Here is a 26,349-nt window from a genome sequence, read left to right as displayed (position 1 = left end):
AGGAGCGTATCCCATGACTGGAATCATTTTGGAAATGAAGGGAATTACCAAGACCTTTCCCGGCGTGAAGGCGTTGGAAAATGTAAATCTCAAGGTCAAGGAAGGCGAGATCCATTCCCTGTGCGGTGAGAACGGTGCGGGCAAATCGACGCTGATGAAGGTACTGAGCGGTGTATATCCGCATGGAACCTACGAAGGGGATATTGTTTTCCAGGGTAAAACGTGCGAGTTCAAGGATATCAAGCAGAGCGAGGAATTGGGTATTGTCATTATCCATCAGGAGCTGGCGCTGATCCCGTATCTCTCGATTGCGGAAAATATTTATCTGGGCAACGAACGCGCCAGCGGCGGCGTGATTGATTGGAAAGAGACTTTTGTCGGCACCCGCGAGCTGCTGTCCAAGGTCGGCTTAAGCGAAAATCCCAATACATTGGTTACGAACATCGGGGTCGGGAAGCAGCAACTGGTTGAAATTGCGAAAGCGCTCTCTAAAAAGGTAAAGCTACTCATTCTTGATGAACCGACAGCGGCGTTGAATGAGGACGACAGCGAAAATCTGCTTCATCTGATGCTGGAATTTAAAAGACAGGGCATTTCCTGCATTCTCATCTCCCACAAGCTAAATGAGGTCGCCAAGGTATCGGATTCGATCACGATTTTGCGGGACGGGAAGACGATTGAGACGCTGGACATGAAAAAAGATCAGGTCACGGAGGACCGGATTATTAGCGGGATGGTTGGACGTGATCTGACCAGCCGTTACCCGGAGCGCCATGCGGAGATTGGCAAGGTCATTTTGGAAGTGAAGGATTGGACGGTGTATCACGAGCATCATGCGGAGCGCAAGGTGCTGGATCAGGTGAATTTGAATATCCGGCGCGGTGAGATTGTTGGTATTGCCGGACTGATGGGAGCGGGACGGACCGAACTGGCGATGAGTATCTTTGGCAAGTCGTATGGACGCAACATTTCCGGCCAACTGATCAAGGAAGGCAAGCCGATCCAGAACAACACGGTAACAGACGCGATCAACAACGGCTTTGCCTATGTCACGGAGGATCGCAAGGAGTATGGCCTTATTCTGATGGACGATATCAAGCGCAATATTTCGCTGACCGGCCTGAACAAGCTGACGAAGGGCATTGTCGTCAATGAGCAGGAGGAAGTGATCGTTGCCGAGGATATGAAAAAGAGCATGAACATCAAAGCGTCGAGCATTTTACAGAAAACGGGCAATCTGAGCGGCGGTAATCAGCAGAAGGTGGTACTGAGCAAATGGATTTTTGCCGGGCCGGATATTCTGATTCTGGATGAACCGACGCGTGGCATTGATGTAGGTGCCAAATATGAAATTTATACGATTATTCATCGACTTGCCGCCGAAGGCAAGGGTGTGCTGGTCATTTCGTCTGAGCTGCCGGAGGTACTGGGCTTGTGTGACCGGATTTACGTCATGAACGCCGGGCAGATTACCGGAGAGGTTAGCCGTGAGGAAGCGTCGCAGGAAACGTTGATGAGATATATGACCAAGTCGGGAGGCGTGAAGCATGGAAACCATAACTAAACTATTTAAAAATAACATCCGCCAATATGGCATGATGATTGCGCTGGTCGTCATAATGATCTTGTTCGAGGTACTGACGGGCGGCCTGCTGTTGAAGCCGATTAATATTACGAATCTGATTCTGCAAAACAGCTACATTCTCGTGCTCGCCATCGGGATGGTGCTGGTCATCATCACGGGACATATTGATTTGTCTGTCGGCTCGATAGCCGCTTTTGTCGGCGCGGTTGCCGCCATCATGATGGTCGATTGGCAGCTTCCGGCGTGGATCGCCGTGATTGCATCCTTGGTAGTCGGAGCGCTGATCGGCGCGTGGCAAGGCTTCTGGGTCGCTTATGTACGGATTCCGGCGTTTATCGTGACGTTGGCGGGGATGCTGCTCTTTCGCGGCTTGACGATGATCGTGCTGAAAGGTCAATCCATCTCTCCTTTTCCGGGGGGCTTTCAAAAAATCAGTTCAGGCTTCCTGCCGGATTTCGCTTCTTCCGGTTATAATCTGGTATCCGTCATTGTCGGCATCGCGCTCACGGTATGGTTTATCGTCAATGAGCTTCGCGAACGCCGTTCCCAGCTTAAATATGGATTCGAGGTTCCGTCACAGACTCTATTTGTACTCAAGCTGATTGTGGTGGCTGCTGTCATCAATCTGTTCACCTTCATGCTCGCGAGCTACGCGGGAATCCCGAACATTCTCGTTCTGCTGTTTATTCTGATCGTCGTATACTCCTTCGTGATGAACCGCACGGTTATGGGCCGTCATGTGTATGCGCTGGGCGGAAATGAAAAGGCGGCGGGTCTATCCGGTGTCAAACGAAAAAAGTAACGTTCTGGGTATTCGTCAACATGGGCGTGCTGGCCGCCATTTCCGGTCTGATCTTCGCTGCACGCCTGAACGCGGCTACGCCGAGAGCAGGTACGAACTTTGAGCTGGATGCCATCGCAGCTTGCTTTATCGGCGGGGCTTCGGCATCCGGCGGGATCGGAACGGTTTTCGGAGCGATTATCGGTGGTCTGGTTATGGGCGTACTGAATAACGGCATGTCCCTGATCGGTCTGGGCATTGACTGGCAGCAAGGCATCAAGGGCTTGGTGCTGCTGCTGGCGGTAGCCTTCGATATTTACAACAAAAACAAAAGATCGGCTTAAACTTCATATTCCATTATCGTATAAAAGGAACCTCCAGTCCCACTTGAAATGTGGATGCTGGCGGTTCCTTGTTGGTTCGTTTTTGAGGCTAGCGGATCTATTTATCAGATAAGCTTTCTCCATCTACCGGAATATGCACACGCTCACTCAATCCTTCGTTGCGTATATGTTCGGTTAGCTCAGTTCGGGTGAGCAGACAATGATTGATCGCCTCCATGTGGACAGCCACTACTTGTGTATAGGGGGCGTGTTGCGCAACCGTCGTCACATCCTGTGCAGTCATCGTAATTGGATCACCAACCGTGAACCGCGCTCCTCCGGCATTCACAATCGTCCACTCCGGATGGTACTTGTCGAGTGCTTCTGATACTTCACTGCACCAGATTGTGTCCCCGGCCAAATAGACAACAGGCTCGCCTGGAGCCTGAAATACAAAGCCTGATACGGGGCCCATCTTTTCCCCGATTTCTCCAGTACCATGATGCCCGGTTGTGCGGATAATCTCAATTTCTCCCACAGAACCTACCACCCAAACCGGAGTCACCTGCGTAAAACCGTCAGCGGCGATCTGCTCTTCATTTCCGGGCTGGCAGAGGACAGGAAGCTGTTTGTCCAGCCATTGCGCTGCTGCCGGGTCCCAGTGATCCGGGTGCAAATGCGTAACGATAACAACGTCAGGCTGTCCAAGCGTTTCCCATTGCGGCGGCAATGGAACCAGCGGATTACGGCGGTCATTTTCCGTATTGGGAATAGGCGGATTTACGCCAAGCTCGCTCAACATCGGGTCGATCAGGAATTTTACTCCGGCGTACTCCAGCCATAGGGTTGCATTGCGGATTAGTGTGATTTTCATATTTGGAAGCTCCTTTTATATTGATTAATTCATTTTTTAAGCCGAATATATTCGACAGTTGTTTGTTTCTGTTACAATCATATCTGATGCAAGAAGATACAGGCTACGGCCTGCTGAAAGGAAAACAAGAATTCTCGTTTCATCATGAAAGGAAAAATGGCTATGGAACTATTCGTACCCGACGACACCGATCTGCGCATTCTTCATCATCTGATTGAGGACAGCTCCTTATCGCACAAGGAAATCGGTCAGCTCGTTCATTTGACAGGGCAAGCCGTAGGAGCGCGTGTTCGAAAAATGCAGGATGCGGGCGTCATCGAGGGCTACACGCTACGCTGGAACCCTGAAAAAATTGGGCAGACCATCCATGCCTTTATTACGGTGTTTTTGAATTCGGGAACCGTTCACAGTGCTTTTCAGGCTTTTGCACGAGAACATCCTTATATCGTTGAGATTCATCGGGTTAGTGGGGAGGGCTGTTACTGGATGCGCTTGCGCATGTCCTCGCAGTCAGAGTTAGCTGCTATGCTGGATGAATTAACTAAATTCGGAAATTACAAACTAAGCTTTTCGATAGGAGAAATTGAATGATAAAGGACTCCCGGCGCTTATGCCGGGAGTTTTTTTGTTTGGCGAGGACATAGAAGTTAGCTGGACAGGCTCATTTTTAAAATATGCTGCAAGCCGTGCGATCCCATCCTGGTGTCGTCCTCATCCTTAAAGCCGCATTTGAGATACAGATTGTAAGCAGGCAGATTACGAGCGTTGACACCCAGCACGACTTCAAGAATATTCGGGAAGTGCCTGGAGATATATTGGGGCAGTTGAAGTAACCCATTTTTAGCGTACCCTTGCCCTTGATCTGCGTAATGAATAGAGAAGGCGCGCAGCAGTAGAGCCGCGGAAGTATTCGTATAGTCCGTTAGCTCATCTCCATCGTACAAAATGAAAAATCCGACTGGTCTTCCGGTAGCAGTAATCACGACAGGATGGCGGTGCGGGTCTTGCTTGGCCAGTACCAGCATTTTATCCGGCATTCCGGTAAACTGCTGCTGATCCTCAGGTAAATAAAAGGTATGTAAAATGGCGTCATGCTCACAATGGTAAGGGACGAGTTCCACGTCAGTAGTAGAGGAAGGCTGTGAGGTGAATGCAGGTTTGTTCATGGGTAGACTCCGATCTGTACGTATTTTTGTACATATTAGGAATTATTGTTACGTAAAACGAAGCTTCGGTCAAGCCTGCAATTGGCTAAAACGATGTTAACATCTAATTGGCTAAAAAAGAAACCTGAACTCATCTTACTTACGTATTACCCATTACATAAATAAGCATGGTTTAAAGGAGACGTGTACTTCTATGAAGCAGGTTACAGCATTTCGGGAAAGTCAGGAACGATTGCGTCATGAATTGAAGACCATTGAGGCGTGGGAGAAGGCGCAAAAGGATATTTTTTTCTGGGAAAAGCTCGGCAGATGGCCTTTTATGCTACTGGATCGACTGACGCCCAAAATGATTAAGGACAAGCTGGAACAGCTGCTTAACGAGCTGGGAAGCTTCATTCAAAACGGCGGTAAATATCTGGTGAAAGAAGAAACGGTTCTGAACAAGCTGAAAAAGACGGCCCGTGAACATGTGATTCGGCAAAATGGCGCGGATTCGGACGTTAGCCCTGAACCGACGTGGGGATTGAAGCAGGCGGCTGAGCTGCCGCTAACGATCATGGATCAGACCGCTGACGATATTACGTCAGGTCGCATCACCTTTGCCACCGCTCAGGGAGCAACAACGGGGATCGGCGGTGTGTTTACCATTGCGGCGGATATTCCTATTTTGCTCGGATTGTCACTCAAAGTGCTTCAGGAAATGGCCTTATGCTACGGCTTCAATCCTGATGAGAAGCAGGAACGCATATTTATCATTAAATGTATGCAATTCGCTTCATCCGATATTGTGGGCAAAAAGGCTGTGCTGGAGGAACTGGCCTTATTTGATGATCCTTCACGTCAGGCGCAGGTCTTTTCCCAGATGCAGGGATGGAGAGAAGTCGTTAATACGTACCGCGATCAGTTTGGATGGAAAAAGCTGCTCCAGATGATCCCGATTGCAGGCATTTTGTTTGGCTCCATTGCAAATCGAAGTGCTATTCGTGATGTAGCTGAGGCGGGTAAAATGCTATACAGGAAGCGCCGTATTTTGATGCGTTTGGTGGAAGAAGAGAGCTGACTGGATGATTCGGGATACAAGAGGGGATGTTTCTAGGCTTGCTAGGGGGAATCAGGTTAGGCAACTACGAAGGTGTGAAGCGGCCGGGATGGCCGCCACACGGTTACCTATTACACTTCGGCTCCGTTTTCTTCCGCCCAGCGGTTTAAGGTTTTATCTGTAGGAAGCAGGAAGGTCAAAATACCGAGCAGAGGCAAAAAGCCGCACAGGAACATGATATTGGTGATGCCTACCTTATCAATCCAGTTGCCGAGCACGAGCGCACCTACACCGCCAAGGCCGAAAGCGAGGCCCGTGATCAGACCGGAGACGGTTCCGATTTTGCCGGGAACGAGCATTTGCGCATATACGACCGTAATCGAAAAGCTCGACAGCATAATAAATCCGATGATCGGCAGCAGGATAGCGGTCCAGAATTGGTTGGCGTAAGGCAGCAACAGTGCAAGAGGCGCGGCCAATACCATGGACAGGAAAATCATGTTGCGTTTACCAAAACGGTCCGCCAGCGGGCCGCCAAAGAAGGTGCCTAGCGCACCAGCTCCGAGAAACAGGAAAATGTACAGTTGTGCATCAGCCAGAGGCATTTTAAACACTTCCATCAGGTAAAACGAATAGTAGCTGCCGACCGAGGTCGAATACCACGAACGGACGAATACCAGCAGAATGAGAACAACCATGGCAAACATAATACGGTTGCGTACTTCGGGCTTCATCTGGCGTGCCGCCGCTTTTTTACGTGCATAGCCTTCCGTGCGCAGCACGTTACCATACCAGCGAGCGATGAACGACTGCACCACAATTCCTGCGGCAGCAATACCTGTGAACCAGATGGCGCCAAATTGCCCTAACGGGATAAAAATCCAGCTCGTAAGCATGGGTGCCAGCGATTGGCCCGCATTGCCGCCAACCTGGAAAATGGACTGAGCCAGCCCCCGACGAGGTCCGGCCGCCATGTGGGATACCCGCGAGCCTTCCGGGTGAAAGGCAGCCGAGCCCAGGCCCACGAAGATGACCGCGATGAGCACTGCTTTATAATCGGCAGCATAGGCGAGCAGCAGCATGCCTGTCAGCGTAAAGCCCATGCCGATCGGAAGGATCGCGGGCGTAGGTCTCTTATCCGAAAACAAGCCAATGACTGGCTGCATGATCGAAGCTGTAAAATTGATGGCGAATGAAATCCAGCCGATTTGCGTGTAGCTCAGGCTCATGGATTCTTTTAAGATTGGAAAGATCGCAGGAATGACCGATTGAATCGAGTCATTGAACAGATGGACGAAGCTGATGGCAATCAGTATCGCAAAAACGGTGCCCTTCGCTTGAGGTCCCGGCAAAGGGAGCGATTGGCCCGTTTCTTTTTTTGTAGCAGATTTAGTAGTCATGGCAACCTCCGGTTATGTATGTATATTTTAAGATATAGGAAGCGATCCGTTTGCAGCAAATGTCTGAAAGGGGCATAAAGGCCGCCTTTACTCGGTGGTTCTTTCTCATCCTGCTGCATACTCGCAATTGCTTGACTTAGTTGGATATTCTACACGTCACATGGAAATTCAAATGTTTATCATTTTTGAAACCGATATATATATGAGCATGGGGAAGGAATTATGCAAAATGCTATATGGAAATAGGGAAAGAAAAGGGGAGCAAGCATGAGAAAAACAGGGATAATTGTACTGGCTGCAGCGATGATCTGTGGAGTGACAGCAGGCGCTACACTAAACAACGGCTCAACAGCGGCAGCGGCAGAGAAAGCGACGAATGTAATCGCGAACAACTCTTGGAAAACCGCTAAAATCATTGATGTGGTCGACCGGGATAACTACTTACTGGATGACGGTTCTTTATGGAGAAAGAGTATTGATGGCCCCGTTATTGAGAAATTGAATTTGAAGGGAATTATAGGCAGCAAGGATGAAAGTGTAGACTATTACGGCTGGACTCAGGACGGAAAGGTAGCCAACTGGGATAATTATTCTGACCATGCAACAGTAGCGGCTCAATCCTCAGGAGTTAAAGAGATCACCGGAGAGGGCTTGGCTATTAAAAACGATGGGACGATCTCTTGGGGAAGAGGAGAGGTCGAGGGAATATCAGATGCCATTGACGGCGATAAGGTAAGCACCTACTTTACGGTTCTTACTCGATCCGGTGATGTATGGTATTCCACAGGCTATGCAGAATCCAAGCCGCGCAAGATAGGTCATGTAGATGGTGCGCTTGATATCAAAATGAGTACGGCTTATGCCGCGGTGCTGAAGGAAGACGGTCATGTCACGATGCTGGATATGCTGACGAATGAACCGCCGCGTGAAGTGGGGAGTGATATTGCTTCGATATTGTGGAAAAAAGGTACGCATGTCTTGATTACCGTACATCGCGGCGGGACGGTGTGGAGCTATGATCGGCTGAAAAAATATCCGGCGGTGCAGATTAGCGGATTGTCTAATGTTGTACGGCTGGTTGATTCACCTGACGAGCTTTTTGCACAATTAAAGGATGGTTCTTGGGTCGGCTATAAGGATGGTACCACGACTCCATTGAGTTTACCTACATTAACAGGGATGACCCTGTTGACGACCTCCAAAGAGGCTGCGATCGGTGACAGCATTCAATTGAATGTACAGGAGACGTATTCCAATGGCTATCGACTCACACGGCATCCCGAAGCCAGTGAAATTGAAGTAGAGAAGCCCCAGGTTGCCGAGCTACTGCAGGACGGCTCAGGCAAACTCAAAGTACGGGGCATTGGCAGTACAGCCGTATCTCTGCGGACCGAAGGTATACCATCATCTTTTACCTTGAAAGTAGCATCTGATCAAACATTGACCGGGGCGGCTATGCTGAACGGCAGTGTGTATTTGCCTGTGCAGTCTGTGTTCAAGACGCTGGGCGGATCGGTAACCGTGGCAAATCAGACTTTTACGATCAACCTGGGCAAAAACAATATTGTACTCCAAAAAGGGAGTTCTTCTGCGATGGTGAATGGCAAACCTGTTGCGTTGAAAGGCAAGATACAAACAGTCAATGGACAGGTGGTATTCCCGGGAACATTGTTGACCGATCTAAAGCTGGGAGGATTTAAGTGGAATCGTGATCGGCAGCAAGCGGAACTAGCTGTGGGTGTTACCAAGCTTGTGATTGAGACGCCGGAAACGGCAAAAATTATCAAAGCCATTGATCTGGGCAGTCTGTCCAAACTCATTGGCAAAACCTATTGGGTCAATAACTTCTATAGCGCCGGAGAGCGCTTTGGCAAAGTAACAGTTAAAGATATCGAGGTCAGTACGGACCCGAATGGCGTTAAATCGTATGAAGTTATTTTTCAGGGAGCCAATGGCGTAACTTATAACACGTTTTCCATGGTTGGAGCTTCACGCATCCCGCAAATGCTGTCCGATTCCGATCAATTCCTGACTTACGATCCCTACAAGAAATATCAATGGTCGCAAGCCATTTGGAACAAGATTAAAAATAATGAAGTCAGCTTGGGCATGAATACGACGCAAGTGCAGTTCGCATGGGGAAACCCAACTGTCAGAGAAAAGGGATCTGCTTCAAACGGAACCCAAGTCGAAGCCTGGGTATACGGCAACCGTAGTCTTTATTTCAAAGCGGTGGGTTTTGTAAATGGCAAAGTTATAGAGGTATGGCTGTAAGGTTAATGACGTTCCATAATAGCTTGAACGAGGGTGTCTCAAGAGTCGCATAAGCGGCCTTTGAGATGCCTTTTTTATTTTAACAAAACCAAGCTCTTTATTTAACAAATGTAAGCTATGATTTTTATGCCATACAACCTGTTGTATGGATGACACAGAGGAAGCATGAAGAGCACAAGAGAGGATATGATTTGAGAATGAAATTGTTAAGGAAACCGTTATCAGTTGCTTTATTATCTGTACCCTTACTTATAGGTTCCCTGGGTGGAAGTTATGCGAGTGCGGCAACCCTACCAACAACGGTAACTGCGCCAGAGCCTTCTTGGGGATATTTCGTAGATCATTACAAAAATAATAATTCTGATAATAAAACGGAAAGTTCAAATCCGACACTCGGGTTGCTTTCCGGATTTAATAAGCTTTGGACTCCCGGCACTACCTGGGATACAGGTACCAAGCTGAATAGTAGCGTACTGGACGCCAATATTCAAAAGGTTATTGATATGGCTGCCCGCCGTACTTCCAGTGAGGCAGATGCGGCTTATTTAGATGATCGCAGAAATCAGAGCTACAGTGTGATCGACGGTCTGGGTTCGCTTACCGATGTATATCGAAAGAATGCAGGGGCAACTACAACAATCAATGACATTCCGGCAGATGCCTTGACTAAAAAATATGAAGATGCCGGAACCAATGCAGGCAGTACGAGTTCCGCTCTTGGCAATATCGTGAATTTGGTCAATACCTTGCGTGGTGATTACTCTTCGACGAGCTCGGCCAAGGCTTATTTTAGCTATCCTCGTCCGTTTCGTTGGAGCAATAATTCAGTCGTGGTTCCAACCCTGCTGCCCGCGCAAAATTCTGATCCGAGCAAGGATGGCGGTTTTCCTAGTGGTCATACCAATGCCGCGTATCTTAGCGCTATTGCTATGGCCTATGCCGTACCAGAGCGTTACCAGGAGCTGCTGACACGAGCTTCGGAGCTGGGTAATAATCGTATTGTTGCCGGTATGCATTCGCCGCTTGATGTTATGGGAGGGCGCGTCATGGCAACTGCGACGGCTGCTGCCATCCTGTCTGATCCGGCCAATAGCAGTTTAAAGAAAGCAGCTTATCAGGATGCTCACAGTAAATTGCTAACGCAAACGGGTACAGCCTCGGATCGGTTCAGCAATTACTCTGCCAATAAAAAAAGCTATACTGAACGATTGACATACGGATTTAGTCCAATTAACCCGACCACGACTGCAATGACGGTGCCTAAGGGAGCTGAGGTGCTGCTGGAAACACGTCTGCCTTACCTGGACAGCACACAACGCCGTTGGGTTTTAGCAACTACAGGTCTTCCTTCCGGGTATCCCGTACTGGATGATGCTGAGGGATGGGGACGGCTTAATCTCTTTGCCGCCGCAGATGGTTATGGGGCTTTTGCCAATAATGTTACCGTGACCATGGACGCTTCCAAAGGCGGTTTCAATGCTTTGGATCGCTGGCGCAACAATATCTCCGGCGTTGGAAAGCTGACTAAAAAGGGAACAGGTACGTTGAAGCTGATGGGCAACAATACGTATTCCGGTGGTACACAGCTCGACCAAGGCAGACTTGAGGGGAATTCGGAAACGGCTTTCGGAAGTGGGGATGTTACGAACAACGGGGGTACCCTCACTGAAAATGTTGCTGGAAAGCTGATCATCGGCGGCAATTACAAACAATCTGCCAAGGGCACACTTGAGCTCAACCTTCAGAGTAAAAATGATTTGCTCAAAATTAAAGGCACTGCAATACCTAATGGGAAATTGCGTCTGAATTTTTCAAACAAATATGTACCAGCTAACGGTGCCACGATCATGAATTATGGCAAACGAAATGGAGCATTTACTTCCATTGAAACCACAGGCTTACCAAGCAAGTACAAAGTGAAGGTTGTCTACAATGCCGACAGCATTCAGTTAAAAGTCACAAAGTAATAAACTCGGTATACAACAAGTGAAGTGCACCTTTAGAATTCATCGGATAACGGAAGGGTTATTCCAATGTCTATTCTAAGGGTGCGCTTCACTGTTTAATGAGGGGCATATTAGGTTTTAAGTATCTTTACAATAGCAAATCATTGATTAGTGAACTTGTGTAAAATGTTAACGATTATCGACCTTTTCCGGGTACATATCATGATTCATCATGCGATGTTCTGCCATTTGCTCATATTTGGTTCCCGGTTTGCCGTAGTTTGTGTATGGATCAATGGAGATGCCACCGCGCGGCGTAAACTTGCCCCACACTTCGATATAACGCGGGTCCATCAGCTTGATTAAGTCATTCATAATGATGTTGACGCAGTCCTCATGGAAATCGCCGTGGTTGCGGAAGCTGAACAGGTACAGCTTGAGGGACTTGCTTTCGACCATTTTAATATCGGGAATGTAGCTGATGTAGATGGTGGCAAAATCCGGCTGTCCTGTAATTGGACACAGGCTGGTGAACTCCGGGCAATTGAACTTTACAAAATAATCGCGGTACGGATGCTTATTATCAAAGCTTTCAAGAATGGCGGGATCATAGGCAAAGGTGTATTGGGTGCCTTGATTGCCAAGTAGGGTAACGTCGGTCATTTCTTCGGGTGATCTTCCGGTCATAGTGGTGAGGCTCCTTAAGTTTAGTTTGGTAAACGAGATGGGAGTTATAGTGATGGGGAGGTTAGGTGACGCTCTGCGAAGGATTTGAGCTTCCGATCGCTGTTGAAATGGGATTCTTTTGGATTAGGTAAAAGATGTATAGGTTAGAATCCCATTTCAAAGGCGAACGCTAACGCTTCTCCAGCTTCAAATCCTCCGCTCCGCTGCCGACCGCCGTCAACACCATAAAGTCCCTACTCGTTTACATATGGGTGAGTAGTGTCAAAAACGCTTGCTCCTTGATTAAAGGAGCATTATTATTATTGAGAAGCCCCGTCCTTTGGACGAGGGTTTCTCTTCTTTTATTTCACACTCTCAAAGAAGCAGCTCTATTGATTTTAGAGTGCATATACAGCACAGACGATATAAATATTGCATATAGTGTTATACGCCGCGTTTGTTGCCCCATACGAGGGTGTGGAGCTGCGGGAGTACCCGTACGTCGTTCAGACGTGAATCGTCCATGACACGGTCAATAAGCCATTCATAACGGTGTAAAAGGGACTCCGCGATCTGTCCGGTGTTCTCCGTGTTCACATCTGGATTGCCGGTCTGGAGGAACAGCGGTACATGTGGATAACGCTCGTGAACGGTGCATGCATATGCGAGATCAATGTCATCGAATATGACGACCTTCAAGCTGCATGCTCCGTGGTAGAATCTCACTGATTCATTAGCAGCTTCCTTCGTGCACGTTGCGGTAGAGAAGTTGGACGCTGACGAGGGTTCTCCAGCCGCCTTCCAATCAGTAATCTTCCGATTTGACAGGCGGGCTACGATGTCATCCAGCACGTCCCAGTTGGTCGTCATACCAGAGCTGGGCGGTTTGGGTGACAGGGTCACCTCGTCGATATCATACAGCCATTCCTGCCAGCGGGAGCCTTGAGTTTCGACGGCGGTGGCAATGCTTTGGCTTCGCAGCAGGGTAATCAGCTCTCCAAGCTGCGGGAGCAGGGCCGGGTTGCCCCCGGAAAGGGTTACATGTGAAAACCGTGTGCCACCGATGGCTTGAAGCTCCTGCCAAATGTCTGCGGCGCTGAGACGACGGATCTGATCCTTGGCGCTGCCGTCCCAGGTAAAGGCGGAATCGCACCATGAGCAGTGGTAATCGCAGCCTGCGGTACGTACAAACATCGTTTTACGCCCAATAACCATGCCTTCACCCTGAACGGTAGGACCAAACACCTCCAGTACAGGGATAGGGGCTGTTTTCATTCCCCGGGAAGGTACGGCTGCTTGGTGAGTCGCCGTGGTATTACTCATCCAGCATCCACTCCCGTCGGAATTCGGCGTAGCTAGTAGGTGTTTCGAACAACCGCACAAATTCAGTGCGTCCGCCTTCCACACGATTGCGGTATACTTCCGAGGTCAGGGCGGATTCCATTTGTTCGAAGATCCAGACGACCATATTTTCCGCCGTTGTATTCATCGGGGGCAGTGTCTCATTCAGGTAGCGGTGATCCAGGTAAGGTTCGATCCGCTCTTTCCAGATTGTTTTGATATCACCAAAATCAAGGGTCAGGCCGGTTTCACCAGGTATACCGCTAATGCCGAAAACGACGATATAAGTATGTCCGTGCAGATTTTTGCATTTGCCTTCGTAGCAGTGCAGATGGTGTGCTGCATCGAACGTAAATTGCTTGCTGACCAGTACACGTTTACGGTGGTAACGTAGCTGGGAGCGTTCAATGTCCGTCCCGAACTGCTGGAGCTTTTCGACGATACGAAAGGTGCCCGGCTCACGCATGGCCTTCAACTCCTTGAGACGAAGTTTCGCGTACAGCCAGATACTGTTCCAGCCCGGCGCGGCGCAGTTTGCAGGCAGGGCATTCGCCACAGCCATCTCCAATTATGCCGTTATAGCATGTTAGTGTCCGTGTTCTTACAAATTCAAAGGCCTCCAGCTCATCGGCCATTTGCCAGGTTTCGGCTTTATTCAACCACATGAGCGGGGTATGAATGACAAATGGATAGTCCATGGAAAGATTTAAAGTGACGTTCAGTGACTTAATAAACGAATCACGGCAATCGGGATAGCCGCTAAAATCCGTCTCGCATACGCCTGTAATGATATGGCGGGCTCCTTTTTGCTTGGCGAGCACCGCTGCGAAGCTGAGGAACAGTAGATTGCGGCCGTCTACAAAGGTGCTGGGCAGCTCGCCTTCCTGCTGAGTAATGTCAATGTCAGTGCGTGTAAGTGCATTGGGGGCTAATTGATTGAGCAGGCTCATATCCAGTACCGATTGTGGAACACCCAGCTCGTGGGCAATCCCGGCCGCTACTTCGATTTCCTGCTTGTGGCGTTGACCGTAATCGAACGTCACCGTTTCTACTTCGGCAAAATATTTTTTCGCCCAAAATAAACAGGTCGTGCTGTCTTGGCCGCCGCTGAATACGACGACTGCTTTTTCGTTGGTAAACATAAAAAAACCTCTCGATCTTCTTGGAATGGTGTAAGACACAGGGTCTTGTCACATGGAAGAAGGAGAGTTCTTGAACCGACTTCAACAAAAAACAGGCCTTGCCCCGCGATTATTTTTTCATGCGGAGGACAAAGCGTCGTTAGTTTTTTATAGAGGGAGTTCGCGAACCTCTCCCATGCATGGAGCATGGACTTTCTTCATTTGGTGTCTGCCAGAGGGCAGACGCCTTCATTATAGCATGGCAGGGCTATTTGATAAACACTCCACCAAATGGAATGACTTCCCTTAAAAAGCGTTTGATCACGCCATCGTCGTTCATATCCTGCTGGAGCCGTCGATGATGTTCACCCGCATGAAAAAGCACAGTACCGTGTCCGGTCATTTTAAAATGATAATTCATATGCTGGCTGGCCAAATGGTTGCCGTACACCGTCAGCTCAAGCTTGGCGTTCTCGGGATAGGCAATGACGCTGCTTGCATCGACATACATCGGCTCTGTCGGATGAAGCTGTTCCTGACATACCAGTCCCTGAGTCAATAGACCGATCTGCCCGATGCCGTCGAATTTCATTTTAATGACATCGCGGCTGAACAACATGTTTTTCACGCTCAGCAGCTTGGTGCGCATATGGATACCAGAGCTGTACCAGAACAGGTTGCGGAAATCGTATAGCAGATCGTCGCCTCCTTCCAACTCAATCATTTTCAGACTAAAGCCGGGGGGAAGTGCAGCAATGAGACGGCAAGCTCCTGTAAAATCGGCTTGAATCAGCTTGTGCTTGCGGTACATGCCTTTAATATTCATTAGCTTGTCACTGCGGCCTGAACTGGGTCCGCGGTACGCGATGATTTGCTGCGGGTGAAGAACATGCAGCTTTTCGCCCTCTGCCAGATCAAGCGTGACGACGGAACCGACGCTTTCATCATAGTGTTGTCCTGCTTGTATGTCCATTCTGACCTTTCATCCTCTCAGGCGGTTAGTATCTTCCCGAACGTCGATGCATCCCGTAACGCAACAGGCGGATACCGATAAAATAACCAGCCAGCAGAATGACAGCTGTGAGGATCAGCATCTTGTTACGGTGTGAAGCCTGATCGCGCTGAAGCTGAAGATTTTTCAGCTCGGTAACGGTGTCGGTCAGCTTGCGATTTTGCTCCAATAGTTGGACATTTTGCTCCTGATATGCCTCAACGCTACTACGGGCCTTTTGCAGTTCCTCCTGCGTTTGCCGGTAGCTTTCCTTGAGCTGATATACATCCCCAGGCAGCCGGGAAAATTGCTCAAAGCCCTGGTATACATCATCCCAGTAAGCGGCATGCGCTCCCGGAACACCAGTTGCGCCAAAAACAAACAGAAGCGCTACAGCAGCGCAGACGACACGGCGGCAGAAAATAAAGCGAGAAATTTGTCGTGCCAAGAGATCATCCTCCTTCTGATGCATCAAGATGTTAAATGATAAGCATAATTACCCATATCTTATGGTTACGTACAGTGTAATGATTAGGGTTCAAAGTTTAGAATAACAGGATGACTAATTCGGGAGAAATATTACAAAAAAGTCGATATTTTAGTTTAAGTGTACCTCAAAACGGGTATATCAAGGAAGCAGCTACATTCCGGTAATTTTCTGGCGAGTACGCACAAGAGCCAACCCCATATGATGAAGAACAGAAATGAGTATAAATATATTAAGCAAGAATATAGAAGGAGAAATGAACGATGAACGAAAAAGAACAAACCTATAAAACGTTAAAAATAACTGTAAACGGAAAGCCTTTGTCGAAGGAACTGGTGGTGGACAGCATTACTTTTGCGCCTGTGTCTGATATTTGCACAAAAGCGAATGTTTCTGTGACAGAAACTACGATTTCTTAACTTCATATATGAAACAAGACTATAATGCAGCCCGGCTTACGCCGGGCTGTTTTTTGCGTAATCATGAAATTTTAATGGGTTAAAATGCTATTTATTGACGTACTCCCCCTTTCCTATAGATTACCATGTATAATTTTCGGTGACGAACATATGTTCCCTGACAATATAGTGTCAGATAACACTGTTAATTTAGAGTTACATGTTCTTTTAGGGGGAATTTACCAGTGGTGAAGTCAATGGTTAACGTAACGTACACATGGGACAAAGAGTCTATATCTGCGAATGGGTCCGAGCAAGTAAATCTGCTGATAGAATGGGGCCATGGGGCTATACGTAAAAGAAAAGGGACTTTAATGCCGAAAACAGTTGGATGTGACCTGCAACTCCGGTTCATTCCAGAGAGTGGGGTAAATCTATTAAAAGTGGATGGGGCCAGGCTCAACTTCAATCGCTCGGAAGACGGAGAGTACATGCTTGTTCACTGTGGTGATATGCGGAGGGGGAAGTATAAGCAGGCTATTTTGTCCTTTTCTATACCGGCCCACTCTTCCGGAAGACATATCATTGGATTGATGGAGTGGAGCTGGCGTAAGCCAACTCAGGAAAAAAGGACGCTGATTCGAACGGATCAGCTCTATATCCATTACACGCATCATCTTGGTCTGCTGAGCATTCCAATCAACCCAAAGGTGGAAAAATACATAAAGCTGAATGAGACGGCTCCTATTGTGAAGAAAGCATTACGTATGTACGAGAAGGGGGAACATGAGCGAGGGGCGTTTGTCCTTACCAGACAAGCAGATGAACTGCTAATACGGGCGGCAAGAACAGAAGATATGGAATATCTGGAGGAAGCCGAATTACTCTTTGCCGTACGCAATAAATGGAATGGGACTTTTGGATTATTCCAAACGTATAGTTCAAAAGTCTTTGTTAATAAAGGGATATCTGTAGAGGATGTTCGCTTTACCGAAATTAATATTTTAAAGTAGGCAATTATGCTAGTTTATTTATGTAATATAGTGAGTCTAATTTACTATCTTTTTGTAAAGGAGAGACTTCCTTGACTGATCGGTTGATACGGTTAATGCGGATTATTACTATTGTTCAGGCAAATCCGGGGATACTGGCAAGAGAGCTTGCCGAACGTTGTGAAACATCAGAACGCACCATTTACCGAGATATGGAGGCTCTAAGCGCTATGCATATTCCAATAGCCAATATGGGGCATGGCAAAGGATACATATTTATTAGTAACTTCGCCTTGTATCCTCTCAATTGGACGGAAGAAGAGGCACATGCTTTTGCCAAGCTGGGGGATGTCATGGAAACCGTAAAGCCTCTTTTACCACCAGCTTTTGAGAGTGCTTATGAGAAAGTGATGGCCTCCAGTCAGAAAAAAAGATGGACCAGACAAGCTTCGCGCAGGAAATGAAAAATATCGTCCGGCTCGGCTCGACACTTGAGCGGGAAAACCAGCCTTATCTGCTCAGGCTGATTGTTTTGGCAAGTCTTACGCAGCAGACCATTGAAGCGGAATACAGTTCGCCTCAAAATGAAGATGTATCATTGGTTCAGATTGATCCTTATTGTCTGGTTCCACAGGATCGGCGTTTTTATATGCTTGGTTTTTGTCACAAGCAATCCGCCATGAGAACCTTTCGGATCAGCCGTTTTCGAAATATGAGGATTTTGCCGTATACATTTCAGAAGAATACTTCTGAAATGGAGATGTTTTTAAGGGGACCTGGTCGGTTACCAAAGGAAACCAGAATATTCGGTTTGTGGTGAGGTTTTCTGCCGAATCTGTATATCGGGTCAAAGAAGAGGAGCTGTTCATCAAGCCTTTTCTCAAGGATTTGCCGGATGGAAGTCTATTGTTTGAGGTAACGGTTAATCATGATGGTGAATTTCTGGACTGGCTCACTCAATATGGAGCGGAGGCGGAAATCTTGGAGCCATTGCGATACCGCAAGCGAATGCAGGAAATGCTGCGAACCTGGGGGGCATTTTATTCCGATAAAAAGGCAGGGAACCAAGAATGACAAGGGGGTGATAGATCCCCCGGAACGGGCCGGGGTGCTATCCGCCTAACGGTCCTTAAACAGGTTGGCGAGATTGCCAAATGGACTGTACTGCTCCTGCTCTTCTTCCGGTGTAGAGTATACGAGCTTTGAGCCCCGGCTTTCTTCATCGTCAGAAGCGTTATGGGTTAATGTAATACGATCAAAATGGTGCATGAAAACCTGAGCGGTGTTCACTGCATCATCCAGCGCACGGTGCTGTTGACCGTCAAAGTCAATGTTGCACAGTTCCAGCGCCTGAGACAGGCTCAGCTGGCGGTACTTACCGTTGGAGCCGAACAGACGGGAGATTTGCTTTTGTATATCATTCGTATTATGAATCCAATTGAGGTCCACATGATGGGTGCGGCAATGGGATACGAGCTTCTGACGGTCATCTGGTCCCCATGCACACAAGTAATAGGTTGAGTCTGTTCCGAGCCATGCGATAAATTGCTTCACTGCTTCAGGGAAGAGCGGGGCCGCATCAATGTCCCGTTGAGTAATACCGGTAAACTGCACGGTATCCGTAGACAGCACAGGCCGATTCGAGGGTCTGACAAAGCTGTGAAACGTGTCCGCAACGTACAAGCCATCGTCTCCCTGCATGACTTTGACGGCACCGATATCAATGATTTCGGAGGAATATCTGGCGTTACGGCTAACGGTAAACTCAAGATCATAAATAATGTATTGCATTTTTGTGCTCCTTCCACACATATAACTGATCCCATTGGAGAACGGGATGGATGTTTTCTGCCCGAATGGCTCTTCTCCATCATACCTCTCGGTTCACAACTTGTCAGCGTCTAAAAGGCTGGCTTTTGAAAAAAAATATGCGATGTCCAAATGAGTATGGACTATCGCATAAAAACAACCTCCTGACATACAGCAGCGTCCGAAACCACTGGGATTCCGGACGCTGTCTTTACAAGCTTATTGAATTAGGCCGGGAGGTCAAGCTTTTGCCCCGGATAAATGCGGTGAGGATTTTTCAGCTTGTTCAGCTTTTGGAGCTGTTGCCAGGTGAACCCGTATTGGCGGGAAATGTCATACAGTGTATCCCCGGACTTTACAATATACACATGGTTATTTGCAGCTTGCGCAGAAGTCGTTGTCTGCTGTGGCTTCGCTGGTTGAGTCTTGGCTGGTGCAGGTTTCGCAGATGGGGTAGAGACCACTTGCGGTTCTTCCTGCACGGGTGCCGGTGTTGCGGTTGGAGCAGATGGTACAGGCTGCGCGGCAGGAACGGAAGTCTTGCCGTCTGCTTTGGCTTCTTGAATGCGGCCGTCTGCTTGTCCTTGCAGGCTGGCGGAGCCAACCTTTTGCATGTAGCGAATCAGCGCCTCGTCAAGCGATCCGAACATACCTGCCTGCGAATATTTGGCGAACATTGTATACTGATCTCCGCCTACAGCCGTAAAGTCATTGGTTGCCAATGTGTACGTGGCATCAGGATCAAGCGTTTTTCCGCCAATCAGGATGGAATGGACGCGGCTCCCCTTGGCTGCCAATGTATCTATTTTAAACGAGATCCCCGATACCTGTGGAAAACCGCCACTTGGCTCCGGATAGTAGGCAGTGCCATTTTCAAGTGCTGCCTGAATGTCGGAGCCTTTCACTTTCAGGGTAACAATCTGGTTGCCGAATGGCAGCACAGTGATGATATCTCCCTTGGTTACCGTTCCCGTTTTGATGGACGCCCGAATGCCGCCGCCGTTGGTCAGGGCCACATCTGCCCCCGAAATATCACGCATAGCATCGGTGAGCAGATCGCCGAGATTCGTTTCACCTGCACGTACCTTTTCACGCGCTCCTTCCAGGTTCACACTCGTTTGTGCTACAACTTCTTTGAGAATAGGCTCCTGTTCCTTCTGAATGGAAGCAATCAATGAAGTAATCTCAGCATTTGGCTGAATGTCGGCTGCTTGCGTCGAATCAATCAGCTTGGCTTGTTTTTGGGTAACCTTACCGCCGTCGACCCATAAATCAACAACACCCAGATACTTCGTATATTCACCCGCGCTTGCAATCAGTGTACCATTGTCACCGACCAAGCCTTTTTCCAGTACGGTATGACTGTGTCCATCAATGAAAATGTCAATGCCGGGCACTTCCTTCACGACCTTAAGGCTCGTGTCTTTGCTGGATGCATCCTGTCCCAGATGACCGAGGACCACGACAACATCCACTTTACTGCGGATTTCATCTACAGCCGCTTTGGCTTCGACAGCAGGATCGGTGAATTGAATGCCCTCAACATTTTTAGGATTCGTTTTGTATGCCGTTTCGGGCGTAGTCAGGCCGATAATACCAATTTTAACGCCATCGACTTCTTTAATGACATAAGGCTGGAACAAACGTGTTCCGTCTGTTTGCTTAATGTTGGCGCTGAGTACCGGGAATTGAATTTCCTTACTCAGCTCCACAAGATGCTTCCAGCCGTAATTAAACTCATGGTTGCCTGGTACCATCGCATCATAGCGAAGCTTGTTAATTACTTTCACGATGCTCTCGCCGTTGACCAAGGTAGCGAAGGTCGTTCCATGAACCGTATCCCCGTCATCCAACAGCAGCGTATTGGGATTGGAAGCGCGGTACTGGTCAATGATGCCTGCCAGCTTGGCGAAGCCCATTTCCTTGTCGTTCGCGACCACGTGGGCATGGGTGTCGTTCGTATGTAGGATGGTGATGTGTTTACCGCTGGCCGGAGGAGTTGCACTTCCCGCTGCTCCCGTACTGGCTGCCGGGTCTGCTGCTGCTGTGCCAAGACATCCGAGCAGGAGCGCGGCGGTCGTCAAGATGGACGAGATTTTTTTCCATGAATTCATGTTGTTCTTTCAACCTCCTATAAAATGAATGAATTAGAGAAACCGCTTACGTCCACATTTTATCAGAAGATTGTAAAAATAACTTCTATTTTATATAAGGGCATTGAAAATTTTTTGTATATCGGTTGTTAAAGCCATCGTGAAATTACCTATATTGAAGAGGAAGTAATAAACAAACAATTATATGTGAGAACTAACGTTCTGTTTTAGGGTCAAAAAAAGGACAGCCTCCTTGGGCAGACCGATCCGGGATAAATAGTGCTCCTGCGTTTCGTCAGTAAGCGGTGGTTGTCCTTCACTGAGCAAAAGCACAGCGAACCGATTGGCTTGCATCTCAAATTTGCCGGGGCAGAAATAGGAATGCTCTTCCATAAAGAAGCGGCTGACGCCTTTATGAAGTCGGTCATGCCCCAATTCATGCGCACAGACGAATCGTTCCCACTCCGGTGTAAGCCTGTTGTGGATGACGATGAATCTCCTGCGTAGCTTGCGATAATACAGCCCTTTGGTTGTGGGGCCCAGATCGCAGTAACGGATATGGATACCCAGAGCTTCCGCAATATCGAAGGGGGAGTTCGTACGGTATTTTCGGACGAGTTTGTGAATGAGTTCGTTCATGCGTTCACCTGCTATTCCTGATCACTGCCCGCTGGGGGCGATTTGGGTTTATGCTTGTTCATCTGTTTGGCTTCCCAGAACAGACCAGTTAGCACATCCTTGATCCGTTGACGATCTTCTTCATCCAGCGGAATGCCGTCGAACATCAATTCGCCGTCTTCCTCCAGCATTTTTTTAAAATCCCGGCGGTCTTTGGAAGTAGCCCATTCCGGTACGTTGGAACGATAGGAGTCGTGTGAATGCTGCTCTACGTAATCATCGTCTCCCCAATATCCGGCGTTCTTCATCATCTCGGTATACGATACGCCGAGCGCGTCCGCTATTTTGCGGAGAGTAGAGGGCTTGGGTACGCCACGCAGCCCGTTTTCAATACGGGAAATTTGTGAATTGCTGATGCCAGCCGCTTCTGCCAATTGGTTAATGCTCCATTGCTTGTGCTCACGCTGCTGCTTTAAGTATGTTCCGAATGCTGGTTGTTCCACAATGGCGGCTCCCTTCTGCAACAGAATAAAAGATTAGTTCCATTATACCATTAGGTAATAGTAAAAGCACGTAATATGCCAAAAGGTATAGAAAAATAAAGCGAATATCCTGTTTTTGAAGCTATATCGCTTTTTTTGCCGATGGATAGCTATCCTAAATAATGCTATGTTATACTCATAATACGAACAAAAGGGGAACAAATTGTAAACGTAAGAGTTGTACGATTGAGGATTTTGCAAAAATCCAATAAGCGACTTCCAATGAACAATATATAGATCGAAAGGGTCTAGTTCGTCTATATATTGCACTTTGGAGCGACTGGAATCGAATTTTGCAAAATTCTGGATTTAAAAAATACATCATTGTCAAAAGGCATAAGATAAGGAGTGTTGCTTTACATGAAAAATAACTTACCCGAATTGGACAGACGCAAAACGCAGAACGCACTGGAGGGGGTATTTGAAAAATATCGGATTTATAGAACCATTACCTTTATGGACCGGGAAAGTTTTATCACAGCCGGCTATACGGATCGCCCGAACGGCCCGACGAATGTGACCAGCGATCCAACGGCACGGACAGCCGTATATAATGTAGATGCTCCTGCGGCTCGTTTGGCTTATTGCGAAATGGTGGATGCCGTAGTCGGCCGTTTGAATGAACGCGAACAGTTACTCATCCGTGAGCGCTATTTAAAGGATGACGATGTGTTCGACTACAAGGTTTACAATTATGTGCTCGATCCGCCAGTAAGCAAAGATACGTACACGAAAATCCGCACCCGGGCTTTTTACAAAATGGCGCTTGCACTGGCGGATCAGGGTGTTTTGAATCTGGGAGGCTTACAGAAGGGCGCGGATCGAAAATGGGGATGATGTAATAATTATCCATTAGTTCGCATTTCTATTTTAATATCGTTTCATAAAAGGCTTTGATTTCCTGTAATATCAGGGGTCAAGGTCTTTTTTATTCACACGAACATATGTTCTAAAAATACCGCCCAACTTCATCCCTAGTCTCTGCTTTTATCGTCCTTTTCCCCGGCAACGCATTCGTTATAAGGGTGTAAGATTATATCATCGGGAATCAAGACAAGAGGACATACCGAAGACACACACAGTCAAACGTTAGCCGGCCATCAGGGCCGGTTTTTTCATGCGGTTGTCGTCCCTGTCGATTCCCGGGAATTCGTTGGATAGAAAGGAGGAGTCGTGTTGCCTAAGCAAGGGATGCTGCAATGCATGAGTACGAGGCTGCGCAGGATGAGAACACGGAAGTGGAAAAAAGCCTGGCTAAGTAGCCACAACATGCGAGTGCAGGATGCGCAAAGGTGGCATGCCGCAGGATGAGACAAGCCTTTAAACAAAAGCTCATTGACATTGTTCCAGCGCTTCAAGGGCGCGTATACGATGTTCAGCCACCGTCGCAGACGGCAGAGGAGCCGTACGCCGTTATGGCGCTGGGCGAGGAAATTTGGAAGTCGTCCTGGGCCGGATATCGGCAGGTTGTCCGCATCAAGCTGTACGCAGGACAAGCCGGGCTGGCACAGGCCGATGTATGGGCGAACGCCCTGATTGCCGGACTGCACCGGGAACCGGTGACAGGCGAAGGTGAGGACACGTCGGCTTTTACCGCGCACTATTTGGGCGTGCGGGATGCGGAAAAGCTGGATACCGTTACGGGCAAGGCCTACAGAACGCTACGTTTTGGCGTGTATGTGCCTGAAACGGAAGGTAGTCCAGCGGCCGTTCCGGCAAACGGTGTTGCACAGCCGGATGAATGGCTGGCGGCGCTGACCCGCTGGACGCAGAAGCAGTTGGGCGAAACGTGGTCGGTGTACGCCGATGCATGGCCCGCACAGCCGGGACGGCACGCGGTGCTATGGCGGCTGAGCGGCTGCGAGACCAGGATGGCGGGAGCCTCCATGTATGAACTTCGCAAACGGTTCATCGGGCATATTACCGCCCCGGACACCACCGAAGAAAACCACGCGGCTTCCGCGCTGGTTGAGGGCTTCGCCGCTCAAATTCAGCTCCCTCTGGATCAGGAGAAGGGCCGTTATATGTCCACGGCGGAAGCTTCCGCAGATTTGCAGGCGGATGCGATTTTGGACGGTCAGCTTCGGCTGACGCTGGTACAGCGGCGTATGCGTCCGGCTGAGGAAGCGGCGCTAATCCGCAGAGTGGAAATTCATCCTATTTTGAAATGAGGTGGTCCGAGTGACCTTGGAAAACAACGAGCAGGCCCCGGTCAATGCCGGGCAGGAAGCAAGCGGTCCCCGCTATACGCTGGAGGAGCTTAAGGAGCACGCGGAACAATTGTTTTCCGTGAAGGAAGAAGTGCTGGCAGGCGCCTTTTTTGGCACACAGGACAAGCTGTTCACGGTAGCAGAAGCACACACTAAAATCGAACAATTTATGAAAGCGAAGGTGGATTAATTATGGCAGGCGGAACATGGGAAAACACGAATAAACCGGTATTGCCGGGTTTGTATATGAATTTTCAGGCAGCAGCAGCTTCAGCGATTCAAGGTGGCTCGCGCGGTACGGTCGTTGTACCGGTTAAAGCCAACTGGGGTCCTGTACGTGAGTTTGTAGAGATTGGTAGCGAAACGGCGATCAGCCAAATCTTTTCGAATGACAGTCTGGATGGAGCAACAGCGTATTCCACGCTGTATCTGGCTCTGCTGGGTGGACCGAAAAAGCTGTTGGCCTACCGTTTGGCAGATGACACGGCTGCACCAGCAACTGTGACGCTGAAAAGTGGCGGTGAGGCACCAACCGATGTGCTGCGCTTGCAGGCTTTGTACACAGGTAGTCGCGGTAATGGCTTTGCCGTAACGGTACAGCCAACCTTGGGTGACGAGCAAGCCCGTGAGGTGCGTCTCTATGAGGGCACTAAGCTGCTGGGTACGTATAAAGGCAGCGACGGTACGGCTGCTTCGATTGCCGAAGCGATGAACAAGAACAGCGAAAATGTATGGGTGAAGGCCGAGGTTGTCGGTAATGGCGGTATTCCGGCGGATGTCAGCGGCGTACATCTCACTGGCGGCAACAGCGGTAATAGCACGCTGGTTAACGCCGATTATATCGCGATGCAGGAAGCGCTGGAAGGACAGGAATTTAACGTCCTCGCGCTCGATTATGCAGCCGATCTGGCCTTGCTGCAAAGCTTTGCCGCGTGGATCAAGCGTGTCCGGGGCGAAGGCAAGGGCGTTATCGCCGTGTTTGGTGGTTCTGCGGCAGATGATGTATCCAAAACCGCTGTTAGCTTGGCCTCTGCCCGTTCTCTGGCGCTCAACCATGAAGGTATCGTAAACGTGGGTACTGGCGTGCGTCTGGCAGGTACGGACTACAGCTCCGCTCAAACGGCTGCTTATGTAGCCGGACTGATCGCAGGTCAACGTCTGAATCAATCCGCGACATATGCGGTGACGCCTTTTGAGGATGTAACCCGCCGCTGGACACGTTCCGAGCAGGAGCAGGCTGTCCGTAATGGTGTCTTCCTGCTGTTCTTCGACGGCCGTCAGGTCAAAGCGTTGCGCGGTATCAACAGCTTGGTGAACCCGGCTGCCGGGCAAAACAACGCATGGAAGAAAATCCGCTCCATCCGCGTTATGGATGCTATTAACGCTGACTTGCAGCGTGCAGCCGAAGAGACTTACATTGGCAAAATCAACAACACGGTAGAAGGCCGTCTGGCACTCATCGGTGCGATCAAAGAATACCTGGCACAGCTGTCGCTAAGCAACGTTATCGAAGCCGATGGCTACGATGTCATTCTCGATCCGGCTTACTATGGTGATGCTCCAGTTATCAAACCGGAGCCGGACCAAGTGTTCCTGCAATGGAATGTGAAGCTGACCGACGTGATGGAGCAACTGTTCGGTACATTTTACGTGCAATAAGAATATCGCGGGAAATTAGAAATCCAAAACTATA

At 48.8% G+C, this 26,349-nt stretch carries 25 protein-coding genes, 2 pseudogenes and 1 riboswitch; of the genes and pseudogenes, 14 read left to right on the top strand and 13 right to left on the bottom strand.

Features of this window, described 5'->3' with window-relative positions; all coding sequences use genetic code 11:
* Window positions 1-13 precede the first annotated feature (13 nt).
* Together mmsA and mmsB are read left to right on the top strand one after the other, a co-directional pair.
* A complete protein-coding gene (gene mmsA, locus ASL14_RS06270) occupies window positions 14-1,564 on the top strand; it encodes a multiple monosaccharide ABC transporter ATP-binding protein (RefSeq protein WP_134910873.1) in 1,551 nt (516 codons plus the stop codon).
* Window positions 1,548-2,710: pseudogene (gene mmsB, locus ASL14_RS06265) on the top strand (multiple monosaccharide ABC transporter permease). Before mmsA ends, mmsB begins: the two are co-directional and overlap by 17 nt.
* 97 nt (window positions 2,711-2,807) lie before the next feature.
* On the opposite strand, the gene ASL14_RS06260 reads toward mmsB, so the two are convergent.
* Window positions 2,808-3,563 carry an MBL fold metallo-hydrolase gene (locus tag ASL14_RS06260; RefSeq protein ID WP_134910872.1) on the bottom strand — a complete coding sequence of 252 codons (756 nt, stop codon included), beginning with the start codon at window positions 3,561-3,563 and terminating at the stop codon, window positions 2,808-2,810.
* Window positions 3,564-3,725: 162 nt separating this feature from the next.
* Between ASL14_RS06260 and ASL14_RS06250 the strand changes: the two genes are divergently transcribed.
* Window positions 3,726-4,154, top strand: a complete 429-nt coding sequence (locus ASL14_RS06250) for an Lrp/AsnC family transcriptional regulator (RefSeq protein ID WP_134910870.1) — start codon at window positions 3,726-3,728, stop codon at window positions 4,152-4,154.
* Between the two features lie 56 nt (window positions 4,155-4,210).
* Here the strand turns inward: ASL14_RS06250 and ASL14_RS06245 are convergent, their stop codons facing one another.
* Window positions 4,211-4,729 (bottom strand): GNAT family N-acetyltransferase, encoded by a 519-nt coding sequence (locus ASL14_RS06245; protein WP_134910868.1) that lies wholly within the window; start codon window positions 4,727-4,729, stop codon window positions 4,211-4,213.
* Window positions 4,730-4,922: 193 nt separating this feature from the next.
* Here ASL14_RS06245 and ASL14_RS06240 point away from each other — a divergent pair, with 193 nt between their 5' ends.
* Complete coding sequence (locus tag ASL14_RS06240; RefSeq protein ID WP_134910866.1) at window positions 4,923-5,789, top strand: EcsC family protein; 867 nt, start codon at window positions 4,923-4,925, stop codon at window positions 5,787-5,789.
* A gap of 110 nt (window positions 5,790-5,899) precedes the next feature.
* On the opposite strand, the gene ASL14_RS06235 is transcribed toward ASL14_RS06240, so the two are convergent.
* Window positions 5,900-7,168 (bottom strand): MFS transporter, encoded by a 1,269-nt coding sequence (locus ASL14_RS06235; RefSeq protein ID WP_134910864.1) that lies wholly within the window; start codon window positions 7,166-7,168, stop codon window positions 5,900-5,902.
* A 267-nt stretch (window positions 7,169-7,435) separates the two neighbouring features.
* Here ASL14_RS06235 and ASL14_RS06230 point away from each other — a divergent pair, with 267 nt between their 5' ends.
* Window positions 7,436-9,442, top strand: coding sequence for a stalk domain-containing protein (locus tag ASL14_RS06230; protein ID WP_134910862.1), 2,007 nt, complete (start codon window positions 7,436-7,438; stop codon window positions 9,440-9,442).
* Window positions 9,443-9,639: 197 nt separating this feature from the next.
* Window positions 9,640-11,409 carry an acid phosphatase gene (locus ASL14_RS06225; RefSeq protein WP_134910861.1) on the top strand — a complete coding sequence of 590 codons (1,770 nt, stop codon included), beginning with the start codon at window positions 9,640-9,642 and terminating at the stop codon, window positions 11,407-11,409.
* Window positions 11,410-11,577: 168 nt separating this feature from the next.
* Here ASL14_RS06225 and queF read toward each other — a convergent pair whose 3' ends face one another.
* The 6 genes from queF to ASL14_RS06195 all read right to left on the bottom strand — a co-directional run bounded on the left by queF (window position 11,578) and on the right by ASL14_RS06195 (window position 15,979).
* Complete coding sequence (gene queF, locus ASL14_RS06220; RefSeq protein ID WP_134910859.1) at window positions 11,578-12,075, bottom strand: preQ(1) synthase; 498 nt, start codon at window positions 12,073-12,075, stop codon at window positions 11,578-11,580.
* Window positions 12,076-12,498: 423 nt separating this feature from the next.
* Window positions 12,499-13,377: a 7-carboxy-7-deazaguanine synthase QueE gene (queE, locus tag ASL14_RS06215; RefSeq protein ID WP_134910858.1), complete on the bottom strand. Its 879-nt coding sequence runs from the start codon at window positions 13,375-13,377 to the stop codon at window positions 12,499-12,501.
* Window positions 13,370-13,861 (bottom strand): 6-carboxytetrahydropterin synthase QueD, encoded by a 492-nt coding sequence (queD, locus tag ASL14_RS06210; protein WP_134910856.1) that lies wholly within the window; start codon window positions 13,859-13,861, stop codon window positions 13,370-13,372. Before queD ends, queE begins: the two co-directional genes overlap by 8 nt.
* A complete protein-coding gene (queC, locus tag ASL14_RS06205) occupies window positions 13,854-14,537 on the bottom strand; it encodes a 7-cyano-7-deazaguanine synthase QueC (protein ID WP_134910854.1) in 684 nt (227 codons plus the stop codon). Before queC ends, queD begins: the two co-directional genes overlap by 8 nt.
* Before the next feature lie 133 nt (window positions 14,538-14,670).
* Window positions 14,671-14,714, bottom strand: a riboswitch (PreQ1 riboswitch).
* Between the two features lie 70 nt (window positions 14,715-14,784).
* Window positions 14,785-15,489 carry an AIM24 family protein gene (locus ASL14_RS06200; protein ID WP_134910853.1) on the bottom strand — a complete coding sequence of 235 codons (705 nt, stop codon included), beginning with the start codon at window positions 15,487-15,489 and terminating at the stop codon, window positions 14,785-14,787.
* A gap of 25 nt (window positions 15,490-15,514) precedes the next feature.
* Window positions 15,515-15,979 carry an SH3 domain-containing protein gene (locus ASL14_RS06195; RefSeq protein WP_134914419.1) on the bottom strand — a complete coding sequence of 155 codons (465 nt, stop codon included), beginning with the start codon at window positions 15,977-15,979 and terminating at the stop codon, window positions 15,515-15,517.
* Window positions 15,980-16,257: 278 nt separating this feature from the next.
* Between ASL14_RS06195 and ASL14_RS27255 the strand changes: the two genes are divergently transcribed.
* From ASL14_RS27255 to ASL14_RS29235, 3 genes and pseudogenes are all read left to right on the top strand, one after another.
* Window positions 16,258-16,413 carry a hypothetical protein gene (locus ASL14_RS27255; protein ID WP_187644853.1) on the top strand — a complete coding sequence of 52 codons (156 nt, stop codon included), beginning with the start codon at window positions 16,258-16,260 and terminating at the stop codon, window positions 16,411-16,413.
* A gap of 224 nt (window positions 16,414-16,637) precedes the next feature.
* Window positions 16,638-17,405 (top strand): hypothetical protein, encoded by a 768-nt coding sequence (locus ASL14_RS06190; protein WP_134910852.1) that lies wholly within the window; start codon window positions 16,638-16,640, stop codon window positions 17,403-17,405.
* 71 nt (window positions 17,406-17,476) lie between these two features.
* Window positions 17,477-18,458, top strand: a pseudogene (locus ASL14_RS29235) (helix-turn-helix transcriptional regulator).
* 45 nt (window positions 18,459-18,503) lie between these two features.
* Here ASL14_RS29235 and ASL14_RS06180 read toward each other — a convergent pair.
* The 4 genes from ASL14_RS06180 to ASL14_RS06165 all read right to left on the bottom strand — a co-directional run bounded on the left by ASL14_RS06180 (window position 18,504) and on the right by ASL14_RS06165 (window position 22,407).
* Window positions 18,504-19,175: a 3'-5' exonuclease gene (locus ASL14_RS06180; protein ID WP_134910851.1), complete on the bottom strand. Its 672-nt coding sequence runs from the start codon at window positions 19,173-19,175 to the stop codon at window positions 18,504-18,506.
* 245 nt (window positions 19,176-19,420) lie between these two features.
* On the bottom strand, window positions 19,421-21,307 hold the full coding sequence (locus ASL14_RS06175) for a 5'-nucleotidase C-terminal domain-containing protein (protein ID WP_134910850.1): 1,887 nt from the start codon (window positions 21,305-21,307) through the stop codon (window positions 19,421-19,423).
* A gap of 180 nt (window positions 21,308-21,487) precedes the next feature.
* Entirely contained in the window at window positions 21,488-21,925 is a 438-nt protein-coding gene (locus ASL14_RS06170) for an ImmA/IrrE family metallo-endopeptidase (RefSeq protein ID WP_134910849.1), read from the bottom strand.
* An 11-nt stretch (window positions 21,926-21,936) separates the two neighbouring features.
* A complete protein-coding gene (locus ASL14_RS06165) occupies window positions 21,937-22,407 on the bottom strand; it encodes an XRE family transcriptional regulator (RefSeq protein WP_134910848.1) in 471 nt (156 codons plus the stop codon).
* A gap of 399 nt (window positions 22,408-22,806) precedes the next feature.
* Between ASL14_RS06165 and ASL14_RS06160 the strand changes: the two genes are divergently transcribed.
* The 5 genes from ASL14_RS06160 to ASL14_RS06145 all read left to right on the top strand — a co-directional run bounded on the left by ASL14_RS06160 (window position 22,807) and on the right by ASL14_RS06145 (window position 26,315).
* Window positions 22,807-23,283, top strand: coding sequence for an ArpU family phage packaging/lysis transcriptional regulator (locus tag ASL14_RS06160; protein ID WP_134910847.1), 477 nt, complete (start codon window positions 22,807-22,809; stop codon window positions 23,281-23,283).
* 339 nt (window positions 23,284-23,622) lie between these two features.
* On the top strand, window positions 23,623-23,757 hold the full coding sequence (locus ASL14_RS29060; protein WP_257721153.1) for a hypothetical protein: 135 nt from the start codon (window positions 23,623-23,625) through the stop codon (window positions 23,755-23,757).
* Window positions 23,754-24,617: a hypothetical protein gene (locus tag ASL14_RS06155; protein WP_134910846.1), complete on the top strand. Its 864-nt coding sequence runs from the start codon at window positions 23,754-23,756 to the stop codon at window positions 24,615-24,617. Before ASL14_RS29060 ends, ASL14_RS06155 begins: the two co-directional genes overlap by 4 nt.
* A 10-nt stretch (window positions 24,618-24,627) precedes the next feature.
* The gene (locus ASL14_RS06150; protein WP_134910845.1) at window positions 24,628-24,846 is read left to right on the top strand and encodes a YqzN/YkzM domain-containing protein; all 219 of its coding nucleotides are present in this window, start codon (window positions 24,628-24,630) and stop codon (window positions 24,844-24,846) included.
* Window positions 24,847-24,848: 2 nt separating this feature from the next.
* The gene (locus tag ASL14_RS06145) at window positions 24,849-26,315 is read left to right on the top strand and encodes a phage tail sheath family protein (RefSeq protein WP_025685151.1); all 1,467 of its coding nucleotides are present in this window, start codon (window positions 24,849-24,851) and stop codon (window positions 26,313-26,315) included.
* Window positions 26,316-26,349: the final 34 nt, after the last annotated feature.

Source organism: Paenibacillus sp. IHB B 3084 (genome assembly GCF_001447315.1).
Taxonomy (GTDB): Bacteria; Bacillota; Bacilli; order Paenibacillales; family Paenibacillaceae; genus Paenibacillus.
The sequence above is the reverse complement of the archived record's forward strand: the minus strand, read 5'-3'. Positions and strand labels throughout refer to the sequence as shown.